This window comes from Anoxybacillus ayderensis, from assembly GCF_013761015.1.
Classification (GTDB): domain Bacteria; phylum Bacillota; class Bacilli; order Bacillales; family Anoxybacillaceae; genus Anoxybacillus; species Anoxybacillus ayderensis.
Map to the genome: position 1 here is coordinate 102,905 of NZ_JACDUV010000002.1, position 15,777 is coordinate 118,681.

A 15,777-nucleotide genomic window follows, 5' to 3' on the forward strand; every position below is an offset into this window, starting at 1 on the left:
ATATGTCTGTACGCTTTATCATCGGGCGGTCGGGAAGCGGAAAAACGACGATGTGTTTAACAGAAATGATCGAACAACTTGCGCATGAACCCGATGGCGATCCGATTATTTATCTCGTTCCTGAACAAATGACGTTTCAATCGGAATATGCTCTTATGAACGCAAACGTCAAAGGAATGATTCGCGCACAAGTGTTTAGTTTCACGCGCCTCGCTTGGCGCGTCTTGCAAGAGACAGGCGGCATGAGCCGCCATCATTTAACGCAAACAGGCGTACATATGTTGCTAAGGAAAATTGTTGAACAACAAAAAGAACAGTTAAAGCTGTTTCGAAAAGCAGCTGACAAACGTGGCTTTATTGAACAACTGGAACAAATGTTGACGGAATATAAACGATATTGTGTGACGCCAGCAGCATTAAAACAAACGGAAGAAGAACTGCGCCGTCATGCGACCGCAAACGAAATGGTACTTGCTGATAAATTAAAAGATACAGCGATGATTTTTGAGCAATTTGAACAACAGATGGCGCATCATTATGTCGATTCAGAAGATTATTTGCGCCTGCTTGCGGAAAAAATTCGCCATTCTTCCTATATGAAACGTGCGCGCATTTACATGGATGGCTTTTATGAATTTACGCCGCAAGAATATATGGTGATTGAACAGTTGTTTATTCATTGCCCACATGTGACGGTTGCGCTTACGTTAGACGCTCCGTATGAACAACTACCAAACGATTTGCACGTATTTCGTAGCACGTGGCGAACGTATGCCCAACTGCGCGAAATGGCGCTACAAAATGGAGTGGCGATTGAAAAAGTAGAACAGCTTCATGAAAACGTCCGCCATAAACATGAAGAGCTTCGCCATCTTGAAGCACATTACGATGATCGTCCTGTACGTGTATGGCCAAAACAAACGGAAGCGATTGTCATCGGAGAAGCGACCACTCGCCGAGCAGAAATGGAAGGTATTGCTCGTGAAATCATTCGGCTCGTGCGCGATGAAGGATATCGCTATCGTGACATCGCTTTGCTCATTCGCAACGTTTCAGACTATCGCGACGTGTTAAAAACGGTATTTGCAGATTATCGCATTCCGCATTTCATTGATGAAAAAGAACCGATGCTTGATCATCCGTTCGTTGAATGTTTGCGCGCAAGTATCGAAGCAGTACGGACGAACTTTCGTTACGAAGCGGTATTTCGTTCTGTGAAAACCGACTTGTTTTTTTCGTTTGATGAGCCGATACATGAGATGCGCATGGCGATCGATCAACTGGAAAACTATGTGCTCGCTTCGGGCGTACAAGGAGACAAATGGACAGAACATTGGACGTATCGCAAGTATAAAGGGCTCGAAGGGATCCGTGCGCCACAAACAGATGAAGAAAAGCGGTATGAGCAACAATTAAATGAATGGCGCAAGCTCGTCATTTCTCCGTTGTTGTTTTTACAAAAACGGTTAAAACAAGCAAAGACAGGACGTGAACAATGCGAAGCGCTATATGCATACGCAGAACAACTTCACATTCCACAAAAGCTGCAGCGATGGCGCGATGAAGCGGAAGAGAGAGGCGACTTGTCCGCTATGCGTCACCATGAGCAAGTATGGCAAGCGTTTATTCATTTGCTTGATGAATATGTGGAAATATTAGGCGATGAATCTCTTTCACTCGAAACGTTTTTCACCATTATTGAAACGGGATTAGAAAGTTTGCAGTTTTCTCTCGTGCCACCGGCAACCGACCAAGTATTAATTGCTCATTTTGATCGTTCCCGCCTTTCCAACATTCGCTGTACGTTTCTTGTCGGGGTGAACGAAGGCATTATTCCGATGCGCAAAAACGATGATGGGATGTTGTCGGAAGTGGATCGCGAATTGTTGCATCATTATTCCGTACGCGTTGCCCCAGCGAGCCGCGATCGATTGCTTGATGAGCCGTTTTTACTTTATTTAGCGCTCGTTAGCCCGTCTGAACGTTTATATGTTACGTATGCGCTAGCTGATGAGCAAGAAAAAACGTTGTTGCCATCGATGTTTATCAAACGGTTAACGGATATGTTTCCGCATGTGAAAAAAATGCAATGGGGAGCCGATCCGTTTTTCCTTCCACCTCACGAACAATTGTCATATATGACAAACGATATTGCCACGCTCGGCCCGTTAGTGCAGCAACTTGAAGCGTGGAAGCGACAATACACTATCGCTCCGATGTGGTGGGATGTATACAACGCCTACGTGCAACATGAGCAATGGAAAGAACGAATCGCGGTCGTTGTGCGGGCGTTATTTTACGAAAATCGCGCAAAACAGTTACGTAAACAGTTGGCGAAAGAGCTATATGGAAAAAAAGTGAAAGCGAGCATTTCGCGTATGGAGACGTTTAACCGTTGTCCGTTCGCTCATTTTGCCGCGCACGGTTTAAAGTTAAAAGAACGGACGGTCTTTCAATTAAAGGCGCCAGATATGGGACAGTTGTTTCACGAAGCGTTAAAAGTGATTGCGAATCGTCTGCGAGAAGAACGGCTTCCATGGAGTGAATTATCAAAGCAACAATGTGAACAGTTGTCATATGAGGCGGTGGAGCAAATTGCTCCGTACATTCAACAAGAAGTGTTGTTAAGCACGCACCGTTATCGATATATGAAGAAAAAGTTACAGACGATTATGACGAAAGCCACCACCGTATTAAGCGAACATGCGAAAAGAAGCGGATTTGTACCGATTGGCGTTGAATTAGGGTTCGGGGAAGGGGAGTTGCTCCCGCCGCTTTCGTTTACATTATCGGACGGGACGGTGTTGCAGTTTGTCGGGCGCATTGACCGCGTCGATCAAGCAACGAGCGAACAAGGTGTACTTCTTCGCATTATTGATTATAAATCGAAACAAAAGACGCTTGATTTAACGGAAGTATATTACGGTTTAGCGTTACAAATGTTAGCGTATTTAGATGTCGTGCTTGAGTATGCGGAAAAGCTCGTTGGCACATCGGCGTTTCCAGCAGGGGTGTTGTACTTTCCGATTCATAACCCGACGATGAAACTGAATGAATGGCTTGAAGAGCACGAGCTAGAGAAAAAGTTTTTAGAACAGTTTAAAATGGGTGGCTACGTGTTAGCCGACGAACAAACGGTGCGGCTGATGGATGAACAAGTAGAGCCGGGAACGAGTTCTCTCGTTATTCCTGTTCGATTAAATAAAAATGGAACGTTTGCGCAACATTCGAAAGTGTTAAATGAACAACAATTTACGATGTTGCGGCAACATGTCCGCCGTCTGATCGTCGATGTAGGTGAACAAATGGTCGACGGTGTGACGCATATTGCACCGTACAAACAAAAAAATAAAACAGCTTGTCAATATTGTGAGTTTCGCGATGTGTGCCAATTTGACGAAGGGGTCGATGCGGAACAATATCGCGTGTTCACACCGAAAAATATAGATGAATGGTTAAAGGGGTGATCGTGTGATTCCGCCAAAACCACGAGAAAGTCAATGGACGGATGAACAATGGAAAGCGATTTATGCCACAGGTCAACATACGCTCGTTGCCGCCGCCGCAGGTTCAGGAAAAACAGCGGTGCTTGTCGAGCGCATTATTCAAAAAATATTGCATAAAGAGCGGCCGATCGATGTCGATCGGTTGCTTGTTGTGACGTTTACGAATGCGGCAGCAGCAGAAATGCGTCAACGTATCGGAGAAGCGTTAGAGAGAGCGCTCGAAAACGAACCGCACTCGCTTCATTTGCGCAGGCAACTTAGTCTTTTGCAAAAAGCGTCCATTTCCACGATCCACTCGTTTTGTTTAGATGTCATTCGCAAATATTATTACATGATCGGCATTGATCCGGTGTTTCGCATCGCTGATGAAGGGGAGATGGCGCTATTAAAAGAAGAAGTGTTAGAAACGTTATTTGAACAATATTATGCGGAAAACGATGAAGCGTTTTTAGCTGTTGTTGACAAATATACGAGCGATCGGACAGATGCGGATTTGCAAACGCTTATTTTACGGCTATATGAATTTTCTCGTTCGCATCCGAATCCGAACGAATGGTTACAACAAATCGTTCATATGTACGATGTCGAAGAAGGTGCACGCGTCGACGATTTACCGTATGCCCATTACCTTTTTCAAGCGGTTGATTTGGCGCTAGAGGCAGCGGAACAACGATTGGCGCAAGCGTTGCAAAAAACGAAAGAGCCAGGTGGACCGGATTATTTGTATGAAACGCTCGTTAGCGATCAACAAGCCATCGCCAAGCTCAAAGAGGCGCGCGCTGAATCGTGGCAAAAGCTACATGAAACGATGAAAAACGTATCGTTTGCGACGGCAAAAAGAAAGCCGAAAGACGGGGCATATGATGAACAATTGATTGATGAGGTAAAAAAACTGCGCGAGCAAGTGAAAAAAGAAATAAACAGTGTAACAGAAGAATTGTTTTCGTTTCAACCCGCGACATACGTGCGCCATTTGCGCGAGATGAAGCCGATGGTTGCTACGATCATACAAATGGTGCAACGGTTTGCCGATCTATTGCAAGCGAAAAAAGATGAAAAAGGGATCGTTGACTTTTCAGACTTAGAACATTATTGTTTACACATTTTACGCGATCGTTCTGCGGAACATGAGTTCAAGCCGTCGGAAGCGGCCCTTTATTATCGAGCGCAATTTGCTGAAGTGCTCGTCGACGAATACCAAGATACAAATATGGTGCAAGAGTCTATTTTACGGCTCGTATGTCATGACGATGAAGCGACAGGCAATTTGTTTATGGTCGGCGATGTGAAGCAATCGATTTACGGCTTTCGTCTTGCGGAACCGTCGCTTTTTTTACAAAAATATGATCGGTTTACGAAAGACGGGGAGGGCGGATTGCGCATTGATTTAGCGAAAAACTTTCGCAGCCGAAAAGAAATATTAGATGGAACGAACTTTATTTTCCGACAACTCATGACGGAAACGGTCGGGGACATGCGTTATGACGATGATGCGGCTCTTCGCTTTGGCGCGCGCGATTATCCGGAAAAACAAGTGCCAGTCGAATGTGTGTGGATTAATGAAGCAAAAGAAGAAAGCGACGAAGAAGAACAAGAAGATGTGACAGCCGTTCAGCTTGAAGCGAGATGGATCGCAAAAAAAATCAAACAACTGCTTGCCGAGCCGTTTTTCGTTTACGACCGTCGCTTAAAAGGAGAACGGCGTCTTATGTATCGCGACATCGTTATTTTATGTCGCTCGATGTCGTCTGCTTCAGCGATGTTAGAAGAATTTCGGAAGCAAAACGTTCCGGTATATGCCGAGTTGTCGACAGGCTACTTTTCAGCGACCGAAGTGTCAATTATGTTATCGCTTTTGAAAGTGATTGACAATCCGTATCAAGACATTCCGCTTGCAGCGGTGCTTCGCTCACCGATTGTTGGATTGGACGAAAATGAGTTGGCGCGCATTCGTTTGGCGAAAAAAGACGGGGCATTTTATGAGGCGTTGCTTGCTTTTGTCGAGCAATCACAAGATGATGAGCTTTATGAAAAAGTGAAACGTTGGCTTTCGTATTTATCGGAGTGGCGTACAGCGGCAAGACAAAAGCCGCTTGCTGACTTCATTTGGCAATTGTATCGTGATACAAACTTTTACGACTACGTCGGCGGAATGCCGGGAGGAAAACAGCGGCAAGCGAATTTGCGCGCGTTGTATGATCGCGCAAAACAATATGAAAAAACGTCGTTTCGTGGCATTTTTCGCTTTTTACGTTTTATTGAACGGCTAAAAGAGCGCGAGGACGATTTTGGAGCGGCGCGTTCGCTCACAGAACAAGAAGATGTTGTGCGCATGATGACGATTCATAAAAGTAAAGGGCTTGAGTTCCCGATCGTCTTTTTATCGGGTGCCGCAAAACGATTTAATACGAAAGATTTGCGCGGCGACTACATATTAGATAAAGATTTCGGATTAGGGATGCGCTTTGTTCATCCGACGTGGCGGGCAAGCTATCCGACGATCGCGCAGCTAGCGATCAAGAAAAAAATGAAACTGCACATGCTTGCGGAAGAAATGCGCATTTTATACGTCGCGCTGACGCGGGCAAAAGAAAAGTTATATATCGTATCGACGGTAAAAGATATCGAAGCGGAAAAGAAAAAATGGCAAGAAGTCACTTATACATCCACGTGGGAACTTCCTGCGTATGTCATCGAAAAGGCAAAAAGCTATGCGGATTGGCTCGGTTATGCTCTCATCCGCCATCCACAAAGCGTTTGTCCGTCGAAAACGGTGCTTCACGATGCATCGCTATGGGAGATGCACGTTGTGTCGGCGCATGCGCTTGAGCAAGAAGATGAGCAAGCAAATGAGCATCGTGACATCGTTGAAGCGATTCAACAACTGCAACCTGTGGCGATTAAAAGCGAATATGAAGAAGAAGTCAAGCGCCGCCTTTCTTGGACGTATACGTATGCGAGCGCAACGACGTTAAGGGCGAAACAAAGTGTATCGGAATTAAAACGACAACGCGACATATACGGTGGACATGCCGAACAGCCGTTTCGAAAAGAGATCGTTGAACGGCCGCGCTTTTTGCAAGCGAAAACGATGACGCCAGCCGAACGAGGAACGATCATGCATCTTGTGATGCAACATATTGACGTAACAAAAGAAGTGACTGCTCATGAGGTGCAGGAGCAAATCGCGCGCATGATAAACGGGGAATGGCTCACCGAAGAGCAGGCAAAAGCGGTTGATATAGAAAGCATCGTTGCTTTTTTCCACACTCCAATCGGCAAGCGAATGCAGCGCGCGAAGCGACTGGAACGCGAAGTGCCGTTTTATTTGGCGCACGAGATGGAGGGGGAAACGGTGATCGTTCAAGGAGTCATTGACTGCGTATTTGAAGATGAAGAAGGGCTCGTTTTAATTGACTATAAGACAGATCGCGTATCGTGGATGAATGACCCACAGGAACAACTAAAGCGACGATATGAAGGGCAATTAGCTTTATATCGTGAGGCGATTGAAGCGATTTGGAAAAAGAAAGTGACCGAAACTTACGTGTACGCTTTTGACGGTGCGCTACTTGTAGCGATGGGAGGGGATTAATTTGCGTATTTTGCATACGGCTGATTGGCATTTAGGGAAAACGCTTGAAGGGCGAAGCCGCTTGAGCGAGCAAGAAGCGGTGATCGATGAAATAGTAGAAATCGTACAGACGGAAAACATCGATGTCGTATTGCTTGCTGGCGATGCGTTTGATACAGTCAATCCGCCTGCCGATGCGGAAAAGCTTTTTTATGAATCGCTTTCGCGTTTGAGCGATCACGGAAAACGTCACGTTGTTGTCATTGCGGGAAACCACGATCATCCGGGTCGTTTAAGCGCGGCCGCTCCGATTGCGGCGCAACATGCGATTACGTTGTTAGGATTTCCGACGGATGTTGTGCAGCGCTTGTACGTTCCATCAACTGATGAAACATTAATCGTTGCTGCGCTTCCGTATCCGTCAGAATCGCGCTTGAATGAATTGCTTTCCGACGAATGCGATGAAACGTTGTTGCGCGCACGATATGATGAGCGCATTCGCGCCATTTTTGCGAAAATGAACGAATCGTTTCAAGATGATGCCGTCAATATTGCGATGAGCCATTTATATGTCGCTGGAGGGGCAACGTGCGACTCCGAGCGCCCGATTGAGCTTGGCGGCGCGTATACGGTATCGCCAGCAAGCTTCCCTCAGCGCGCGCAATATGTCGCACTCGGTCATTTGCACCGTCCTCAAGATGTGAAACATGCGGTGATGCCGGCGCGCTATTCCGGCTCACCGCTCGCTTACAGTTTTTCTGAAGCAGGATACAGCAAGTCGGTGACGATCGTTGACGTGCAGCCGCGCTCTGCTCCTGCCATTTCAGAATGTTGGCTTTCCAAAGGGCGTCCGCTTGTCAAATGGAAAGCGACAGAAGGGTTAGCGCAAGTGTATCGTTGGATTGAGGAAGGGCGCGATCGCGGGGCGTGGATTGATTTAGAAATTGATGTCGAGCAATCGTTAACGTTAGAAGAAACACATCGGTTGCGCAAATTGTATGACGGATTTGTTCATATTCGTCCGAATTACTTAAAAAAGGACGATGTTGTGCGTGAAGTGCGCACCGATGTTCCGATTGAAACGTTGTTTACGCGTTTTTATGAACGGCAAACAGGCGGAGGAAAGCCGGTTGAAGAGCTCGTTCAACTATTTTTGCAGCTCGTTGCTGAGGAGGATGAACGATGAAGCCGATTCGTTTAACGATTGCAGGGTTGCATAGTTTTCGTCAGAAGGAAACGATTGATTTTGAACGGCTATGCGAAGGGGGATTGTTTGGCATTTTCGGTCCGACAGGAAGCGGAAAGTCGTCGATTTTAGATGCGATGACGCTCGCGTTATACGGAAATGTCGAACGCGCGGCGAACCAGACGAACGGAATTATGAACCATGCGGAAAATGAACTGTTCGTTTCGTTTACATTTGAATTACAACATGCCGAAGGAGTAAAGCGATATACGGTTGAACGCTCGTTTAAGCGCGCGGATGCGCTGCGCATTCGTTCTGTCGTCAGCCGCTTCATCGAAGAAGGAAACGAGCGCGTCGTCATCGCAGATAAGACGCGTCTTGTTGATGAACAAGTAAAAAAGTTGCTCGGTTTAGAAATGAAAGATTTTACGAGAGCTGTCGTTTTGCCGCAAGGAAAGTTCGCTGAATTTTTATCGTTAAAAGGATCGGAGCGCCGTCAAATGCTTCAGCGCTTGTTCCATCTTGAACGATATGGCGACGAATTAAATAAAAAACTAAAAAATAAATTGGCAGACGCGTCCGCGAAGTTAGAGGCGATCAAAGGGGAGCAAGCGGGGCTTGGCGACGCTTCGAAAGAACAAGTCGAAAAGCAAAAGCAAGCGTTGACAGAAAGAAAAGAGGCGCTAGAGAGAGCGAAAAACGAGTTGCGCGACATTCACGAACGATACGAAAAAGAAAAACAATTATGGCAATGGCAATGCGAAAAAGAAAAAGTAGAACAACAGCTGAATGAATGGAGAAAGCAAGAAGAACGGATGAAACAGCTTGAGCAGACGTATGAACGAAGCAAAGAAGCTGAACGTCTTGCTCCGTATATTGAACAAGTGGAACGAAGCGAAAAAGAAGTTGCGCATTGGCAACAAAAAGCAAAGGAACGAGATGCCCAATTACAGCAAGTGTGCACGATGTATGAACAAGCAAGTAAACAATATGAACAATGTCGTGCGAAAAAGAACGAAGAAGAACCGAAATCGTTGCAAAAACAAGAGCAGCTGAAACAAGCGCTACAAACGTTGGCGCTTATGCGGTCGCTTGAACAACAACAAGCAAAGCTACGCGCGAGTTTGCAAGAGATAGAGGAAAAAGAACATCAAGCGCGCCTTCGCGTTGACACATGCACGCAAGAATATACGACATGGAGTGCAAAACAAGCCGAATTAAAAAAACAATGGGAAGAGAAAAAAGTTGACGTGCATGTGAAAGAGCGTTTGGAACAAGCGGATGAAAAAAAGAAGCACATTCAATTGCAGCGGCAAGCGCTTGAAGAAATCGAAAAGGAAAAAGAAGAAAAACTGAAAACATATGAAGCGATGAAACAAACGTATGAACGAGAAATGAAACAAATGAAACAACTTGAAGCGCGTCTAGCGGAAGAGTTTCGTCATGTAGAATGGTTGTATCATCGCGTCTGTGAGCGGGAAAAGCAAGCGATGGTGCTCGTCTATCAATGGAAAGAGGAAAAAAAGCAAATGGAGGCGGCACGTCTACATGATTTAGCGGCGACGTTAGCTGAACGCTTGCGCGATGGGGAAGCTTGTCCGGTTTGTGGTTCGACGCATCATCCAAATCGAGCAAAAAGACAACAAGTGACGCTCGATGAAGAAGCGCTCGAACGGATCGACCGTTCTATTCAAATCGGAGAACAGCTCGTTGCGGCAATACAGCAAATAAAAATGCAAGTCGAACAGTTGTCTGAAATGATGGTACGCCACCCTTTGCCACAACGTGTCGATGCGGAAAAAGTGAAACGGGAAGTGGACGAAGCACCGCTTTATTCTTTAAAAGAAATCGAAATCGAAGGGAAGGCGTTGCAACAAGATTATATCGCATGCCGCGATCGGATGTATCGCTATATCGAAAAATGGAACGAGCAAAAACAAAAAGAGCAACAGTATGCGTATCAAATGGAAACTGTTCGTCAACAAATGGCTGAATTAGAGAAAAAATGTGCAGAGCGACGCACGCGCATCGAACAAGAAAAAAAGATGTGGCATGAGGCGTATCCAGATGTATCGTTTGAACAAGTCGATGACATCGTTCGCAACCTTCGCAAGCGCGAACAGGAAGCCCAGCAGTTGCAACAGCGCATTGAAAAAAGCGTGACCGTACTAGATAATAAACGAGCGGAATTAGAGCGATGGAAAGAAACGTATCAAGAGGTCATAAAACAAAAAGCAGAATGGACAACTGAATGGAATATACAAAAGCAACAATATGAACAATATAAACAAACGCTGCCAGAAGGAATAGATGAGGAGTCTGTAAAACAACAGCTCATTCGTATAGAGGAAACGTTGCAACGTGTCAAGCGGGAAGAAGAAGAGGCGTATGCACGGTGGACGTCATTACAACAACAACTGCACACGTTGCAAGCGGACAAACAAGCGGCAGACGTTGCTTTACAAGAAGGAGAGAAGCGAAAACAAGAAGCGGAACGAATGTTGGAAGAGCAATTCCAAAAAACTGTTTTCAAAACGGTGGATGATGTGCTTGCGTCCCGCTTAGATGAACAAACGAAACAACAAATTGCTCATGACATTCAACAATATAAAGATATACTCATGAAGCTACAAAATGAATGGCAGCGATTAAATGAGGCGATGAATGGCGTCGTCATGACGAAACAACAATGGGAAGAAACGATGCGCACGTACGAACAAATGAAGCAACAAGTGGACGAACATATGCGGCAACTCGGTTCACTTGAAGCGATCGTCGCTGATTTAGAAGCGAAACATGCGCGCTTTGAACAATTGCAACAAGAAAGAATGCGACTAGAAAAGCTCGTCGGTCAGTACGAGGAGTTACAAAAAGTGTTGCGCGGAAACAGCTTCGTTGAATTTATTGCGGAAGAACAGCTCGTTCATGTGACGCGCTATGCATCGGAACGGCTTGGAGAATTGACGAGACAGCGTTATGCGATTGAGCTAGATTCCGAAGGTGGTTTTGTCATTCGTGACGATGCAAACGGAGGTGTACGTCGTCCGGTGACGACATTATCGGGAGGCGAAACGTTTTTAACATCTTTATCGTTAGCGTTAGCGTTATCGGCGCAAATTCAGCTGCGCGGGGAATATCCGTTGCAATTTTTCTTTTTAGATGAAGGATTCGGCACGCTTGACCAAGAGTTGTTAGATGTCGTCATGACCGCATTAGAACGATTGCGAGGAGAACATATGGCGATCGGGGTCATTAGCCACGTTCAAGAGTTGCATGCGCGCATGCCGAAACGGCTCATTGTAAAACCAGCAGAACCGTCTGGAAAAGGAACGACAGTCCAACTTGAAGTGATGTAAAGGAGACGGGCGATGAAAGGAATATGTGAACTGTGCGAGAGAGACGATGTTGTGTTAACCGCTCATCATTTAACGCCAAAAGAGTATGGCGGAACAGAAACGGCAAAACTATGTGTCCCTTGCCATAAGCAAATTCACGCGTTATATACGAACGAGGAATTAGCGAGTCGGCTATATACGATCGAGCGGTTACAACATGATGAACGCATCGCGTCATTTATTCGGTGGATTCGAAAACAACCAGCTGATCGGTTGCCGAAAATAAAAAAGGCGAAGCGGCAAAAGCGTTAAGCATTGCCGGCAACGTTTTGATCGAATACGTCGGAATCGAGCGTATTTGTTAAGCTAATGCCGTTGTTGGCGATAATAAAATTGCCTGTATTAAACGCGCCTGCGCCAGCGAATGTTTTCGATGATATTTTCGGTGAGACATATAACGTATCCCCTACTTGCATGACGGCGCCGCTAGCGACGAGGTTAATTTTAATCGGACCGACGAGAGCGGGCATGTTGTTCTCTCCTTTCTGTCAGCTGACGAATATGTTTGACTCGTGATTCCGCTTCTACATTTTTCGTGGAACCGATATGCACGACAGATGTAGAAGAAACCCCGATGATGCGAATGGAATGAACAGCGATGAGCGGGCAATCGTGCAACGTATAACGACAAACGTGTTCATGATCAACAGGTGGAAGCGGAATCGGTTTTGTAAAGATTGGAAAGGCGAGCGGAAATTCGTTGCTGTCGACATATTCAAATTGTCTTTGAACGGCAAGCGCCCGCCCAGAAAGACGAATGTGTTGGCTGTCTCCAACTTGCACGACGGAGCTAAAGGAGACGGCATTTGCTTTTAGTAAATGAACGACGGAAAGGCGGCTCATCGCTTTTCCTCATTTTTTTTATTGTTTTGTTTTTGTGGAAACGGACCGATAATTAACGATTCTGGCGGTGTGTCGAATGCGGAAGCTAGTTGAATCGTTTCGCTATCGCCGATTAAAACGAGCGAGGCGCTCGCCACTCCCCCGATGGCGATATGACCAACCGATAAATGATGATTCACAACTGTCATATTCATTCGTTCGTCTCCTCTCGTGGTAAATGTTTTAAAAACGTCTCAATTGAATGTTCAATGTCTCGTTTTAAATAAGCGATAATATTTTGTTGCAATTGTTCGTTTTCTGTTTCGCTTTCCCCATATTGTCGCAAATAAAAATGAATGCGATCATCAATTTGTCGAGCAATATCTTGCAATATAAATTGGCGATATGTTGGATCAAGCGACCGCTCATACGTTTGCTCGATGCGGGCGATGATGTGTTCTCCTTCTTCTTGTAAATATGAATGAACGGCTGTTTGAATGTTGCGAAAGAGCGGTGTCGGTTGTGGAATAATCGTTTCTGTTTTTGGAACCGCAAAATTTTCAATCGTATCTTCCCCAAACGTTGCAGGATTTAGACCGATATTCAACGTTCCCTCTAACGTTTCCACTTTTAGTTGATCAAAATGATATTCAATTTTTTCAATCGTTGTGCGCGGCTTTTTTTTTAACTGTTCATATTGTTGTTGTAAATCATGTATCGCTTGTTCAAGCGATTGCATTTTTTGTTGTTGCCATTTTAAATATGCCTCGAGCTGTTTAAAGTAATCGTGCCACATGCGCGCTGCCCCCTTCTTTTTCGGCCCGTTTATTTTCTAGTTTATGGCCGAGCCAAAAGAAGTAGCACTGTTTTATACAGGGGATTGAAGCGGGACGAACGGTCCTTCTTCCCCTTGAATATTGATTTTTGCTTCCGGAGCCGGTTCGGTAAATTGTCCCGTATTGCTTAATGTGGCGAGCGGTTGTACCTTTCCAGTCGTTCCGATTTGAAGGACGGATGAGTTCGTGAGCGAGCCGATTTTTAATTGATGAATGGAAATCGTTTGTTGAATATAAAAGTTCATTGTTCCACCTCGCTAGGCGTTTCCTGTAATATTGCTGTCGGCAATATCACGGTCGTTCGTATTCGTGTTGCTATATTGGTTATAAATATGCAAGCCGTCTCCTGTATTAAATGAACCAGCGCCAGCAAACGTTTTCGCTACGCTGTATGGAGAGATGGCAAATACATCGCCGATATGAAACACGCCGCCGCTTCCGATGCTGTTAATTTGGACTGCTCCAACAATGGCAGGCATCGGCTATCCCTTGCTTTTTACGTTGCCATCGGCGATGTCTGGATCGATTGTATTTGTAAAGCTGATGAACGTATTCGTTTGTAAAAAGTCTCCTGTATTTCCGCCGCCAGCACCTGCGAGCGACTTAGATGAACTTTTTGGTGCGATTTGTAACGTATCGCCGAAATTGACGGTCGCGTCGCTACTGACGTTCGTAATTTTTATCGGACCTGCGATATAGGAAGGCATGGCCATCGTCCTTTCTCTCATTCTTTCCCTTATCCAATCATATGAAAACAACGAAAGAAATGTGCTCCACAAAAAGAAAGATATGTTATAATATTTCTGAAAAATGATAATCTTTAGATAAAAAATGGGGGAATGGGGATGAATGTGCCATTAGTATTAACGCATTTTTTAGATCGCGCCGTATCGCTTTATGGGGATAAAGTCGGCGTCATTAGCGAAGAACAATCGTTGACGTATCGCGAGCTGTATGAACGTGTGAACCAATTGTCGCACGGGTTAAGCGATATAGGAGTGAAAAAAGGAGATCGTGTCGCTTATTTAGCTCCAAATACGTTAGAAATGCTTGAAGGGTTTTATGGGGTGTTTCAAACAGGGGCAATCATGGTACCGTTAAACATTCGTTTAAAGCCAGACGATTACGTATTTATTTTAAACCATAGCGAAAGCAAAGTGTTGTTCGTCGATGCGGAGCTATATCATTTAATTGCGCCAGTCAAAAACGAGTTGCAAACAGTTGAGCATATTATCGTGCACGGCAAAACGGGCGACATTGCTGAAATCGCTTACGATACATGGCTTGCCCAATATACGACAGAGCCGTTTGCTCGTCCGGATATCGATGAAAACGACGTATGTAGTTTGTTATATACGAGCGGAACGACGGGAAATCCAAAAGGGGTAATGTTGACCCATCGCAACAACTATTTGCATGCGTTAAGTACGATGCACCATTTACGCGTGTCGGATCGGGATGTATATTTGCATATTTTGCCGATGTTCCACGTAAACGGATGGGGGGCACCGTTTTACTATACAGCGAACGGAGCGACGCACGTTTGCTTGCGTAAAGCGATTCCTGAAGTCATTTTTGAATACGTCAATAAATATAAAGTGACCGTCATGCATATGGCGCCAACGGTGTTAAATACGCTGTTGCAATATTATGAGCAACACGTGCCAACAATTGAGCATGATGTGCGTGTCGTCATTGCAGGTTCTGCTCCGCCGCCAGCATTTGTCACGCGCGTTGAAAAAGAATTAGGTTGGGAGTTTATTCAAGTGTACGGTATGACGGAATCATCGCCATTGAGCACGGTTTCTACCGTCCGTTCGCATTTGCAACATTTGCCGCTTAGCGATCAATATCGCATGAAAGCGAAAGCAGGTTATGCGATGATTGGCTGTGAAGTGAAAGTCGTCAATGAGCATGGGGAAGAAGTGCCGCGCGACGGAAAGTCGATCGGAGAAGTCATTGTGCGCAGCAATGGCGTAATGGCAGGATATTGGAAAAATCCAGAAGCGACAATGGAAACGATTCGTAACGGCTGGCTTCATACAGGAGATATGGCGACTGTTGATGCATATGGCAACATCGACATCGTTGATCGGAAAAAAGATATTATTATTAGCGGTGGGGAAAACATTTCATCGATTGAAGTGGAAGGGGTGTTGTACGAGCATCCAGCGGTGTTAGAGGCGGCAGTCATTGCTGTTCCGCATGAAAAATGGGGAGAAACCCCGCATGCGTTCGTCGTCGTCCGTCCAGGAAAAGAAGTGACCGAACAAGAGTTGATCGCCTTTTCACGTGAAAAACTTGCCCATTTTAAAGCCATCACCGGCGTCACATTCGTTCAAGAATTGCCAAAAACCGCATCAGGAAAAATACAAAAAGTACATTTGCGCAACGAATATTGGCAATCGATAGGAAAGACAGGAAGATATGTGAATTAATAAGGAAGAGCCGTTGTCGA

The 15,777-nt window shown here is 45.3% G+C and carries 13 protein-coding genes; 6 read left to right on the plus strand and 7 right to left on the minus strand.

Features of this window, described 5'->3' with window-relative positions:
* Positions 1–2: 2 nt before the first annotated feature.
* From addB to HNR63_RS02885, 5 genes are read left to right on the plus strand one after another with little or no spacing between them, the layout of a single operon-like run.
* Positions 3–3,467, plus strand: coding sequence for a helicase-exonuclease AddAB subunit AddB (addB, locus tag HNR63_RS02865; RefSeq protein ID WP_181519727.1), 3,465 nt, complete (start codon positions 3–5; stop codon positions 3,465–3,467).
* Between the two features lie 4 nt (positions 3,468–3,471).
* Positions 3,472–7,101, plus strand: coding sequence for a helicase-exonuclease AddAB subunit AddA (gene addA / locus HNR63_RS02870; RefSeq protein WP_181519728.1), 3,630 nt, complete (start codon positions 3,472–3,474; stop codon positions 7,099–7,101).
* Position 7,102: 1 nt separating this feature from the next.
* Complete coding sequence (locus HNR63_RS02875; protein WP_181519729.1) at positions 7,103–8,266, plus strand: exonuclease SbcCD subunit D; 1,164 nt, start codon at positions 7,103–7,105, stop codon at positions 8,264–8,266.
* Complete coding sequence (locus tag HNR63_RS02880; protein ID WP_181519730.1) at positions 8,263–11,622, plus strand: AAA family ATPase; 3,360 nt, start codon at positions 8,263–8,265, stop codon at positions 11,620–11,622. Before HNR63_RS02875 ends, HNR63_RS02880 begins: the two co-directional genes overlap by 4 nt.
* A 12-nt stretch (positions 11,623–11,634) precedes the next feature.
* Entirely contained in the window at positions 11,635–11,913 is a 279-nt protein-coding gene (locus HNR63_RS02885; RefSeq protein WP_181519731.1) for an HNH endonuclease, read from the plus strand.
* Here the strand turns inward: HNR63_RS02885 and HNR63_RS02890 are convergent.
* The 7 genes from HNR63_RS02890 to HNR63_RS02920 form a co-directional block, all read right to left on the minus strand.
* On the minus strand, positions 11,910–12,131 hold the full coding sequence (locus tag HNR63_RS02890) for a spore germination protein (RefSeq protein WP_032100839.1): 222 nt from the start codon (positions 12,129–12,131) through the stop codon (positions 11,910–11,912). The genes HNR63_RS02885 and HNR63_RS02890 overlap by 4 nt on opposite strands.
* A complete protein-coding gene (locus tag HNR63_RS02895; RefSeq protein ID WP_181519732.1) occupies positions 12,106–12,504 on the minus strand; it encodes a spore germination protein GerPE in 399 nt (132 codons plus the stop codon). Before HNR63_RS02895 ends, HNR63_RS02890 begins: the two co-directional genes overlap by 26 nt.
* Positions 12,501–12,698, minus strand: coding sequence for a hypothetical protein (locus HNR63_RS02900; RefSeq protein ID WP_009361960.1), 198 nt, complete (start codon positions 12,696–12,698; stop codon positions 12,501–12,503). The genes HNR63_RS02895 and HNR63_RS02900 overlap by 4 nt, the downstream gene beginning before the upstream one ends.
* Positions 12,695–13,279, minus strand: coding sequence for a spore germination protein GerPC (gene gerPC / locus HNR63_RS02905; protein WP_181519733.1), 585 nt, complete (start codon positions 13,277–13,279; stop codon positions 12,695–12,697). The genes HNR63_RS02900 and gerPC overlap by 4 nt, the downstream gene beginning before the upstream one ends.
* 72 nt (positions 13,280–13,351) lie before the next feature.
* Entirely contained in the window at positions 13,352–13,564 is a 213-nt protein-coding gene (locus HNR63_RS02910; RefSeq protein WP_035064814.1) for a spore germination protein GerPB, read from the minus strand.
* 12 nt (positions 13,565–13,576) lie between these two features.
* Positions 13,577–13,798: a spore germination protein gene (locus HNR63_RS02915; RefSeq protein ID WP_009361957.1), complete on the minus strand. Its 222-nt coding sequence runs from the start codon at positions 13,796–13,798 to the stop codon at positions 13,577–13,579.
* A 3-nt stretch (positions 13,799–13,801) separates the two neighbouring features.
* Complete coding sequence (locus HNR63_RS02920) at positions 13,802–14,026, minus strand: spore germination protein (RefSeq protein WP_009361956.1); 225 nt, start codon at positions 14,024–14,026, stop codon at positions 13,802–13,804.
* A 138-nt stretch (positions 14,027–14,164) separates the two neighbouring features.
* Here HNR63_RS02920 and HNR63_RS02925 point away from each other — a divergent pair, with 138 nt between their 5' ends.
* Positions 14,165–15,757, plus strand: coding sequence for a long-chain-fatty-acid--CoA ligase (locus HNR63_RS02925; protein ID WP_181519734.1), 1,593 nt, complete (start codon positions 14,165–14,167; stop codon positions 15,755–15,757).
* Positions 15,758–15,777: the final 20 nt, after the last annotated feature.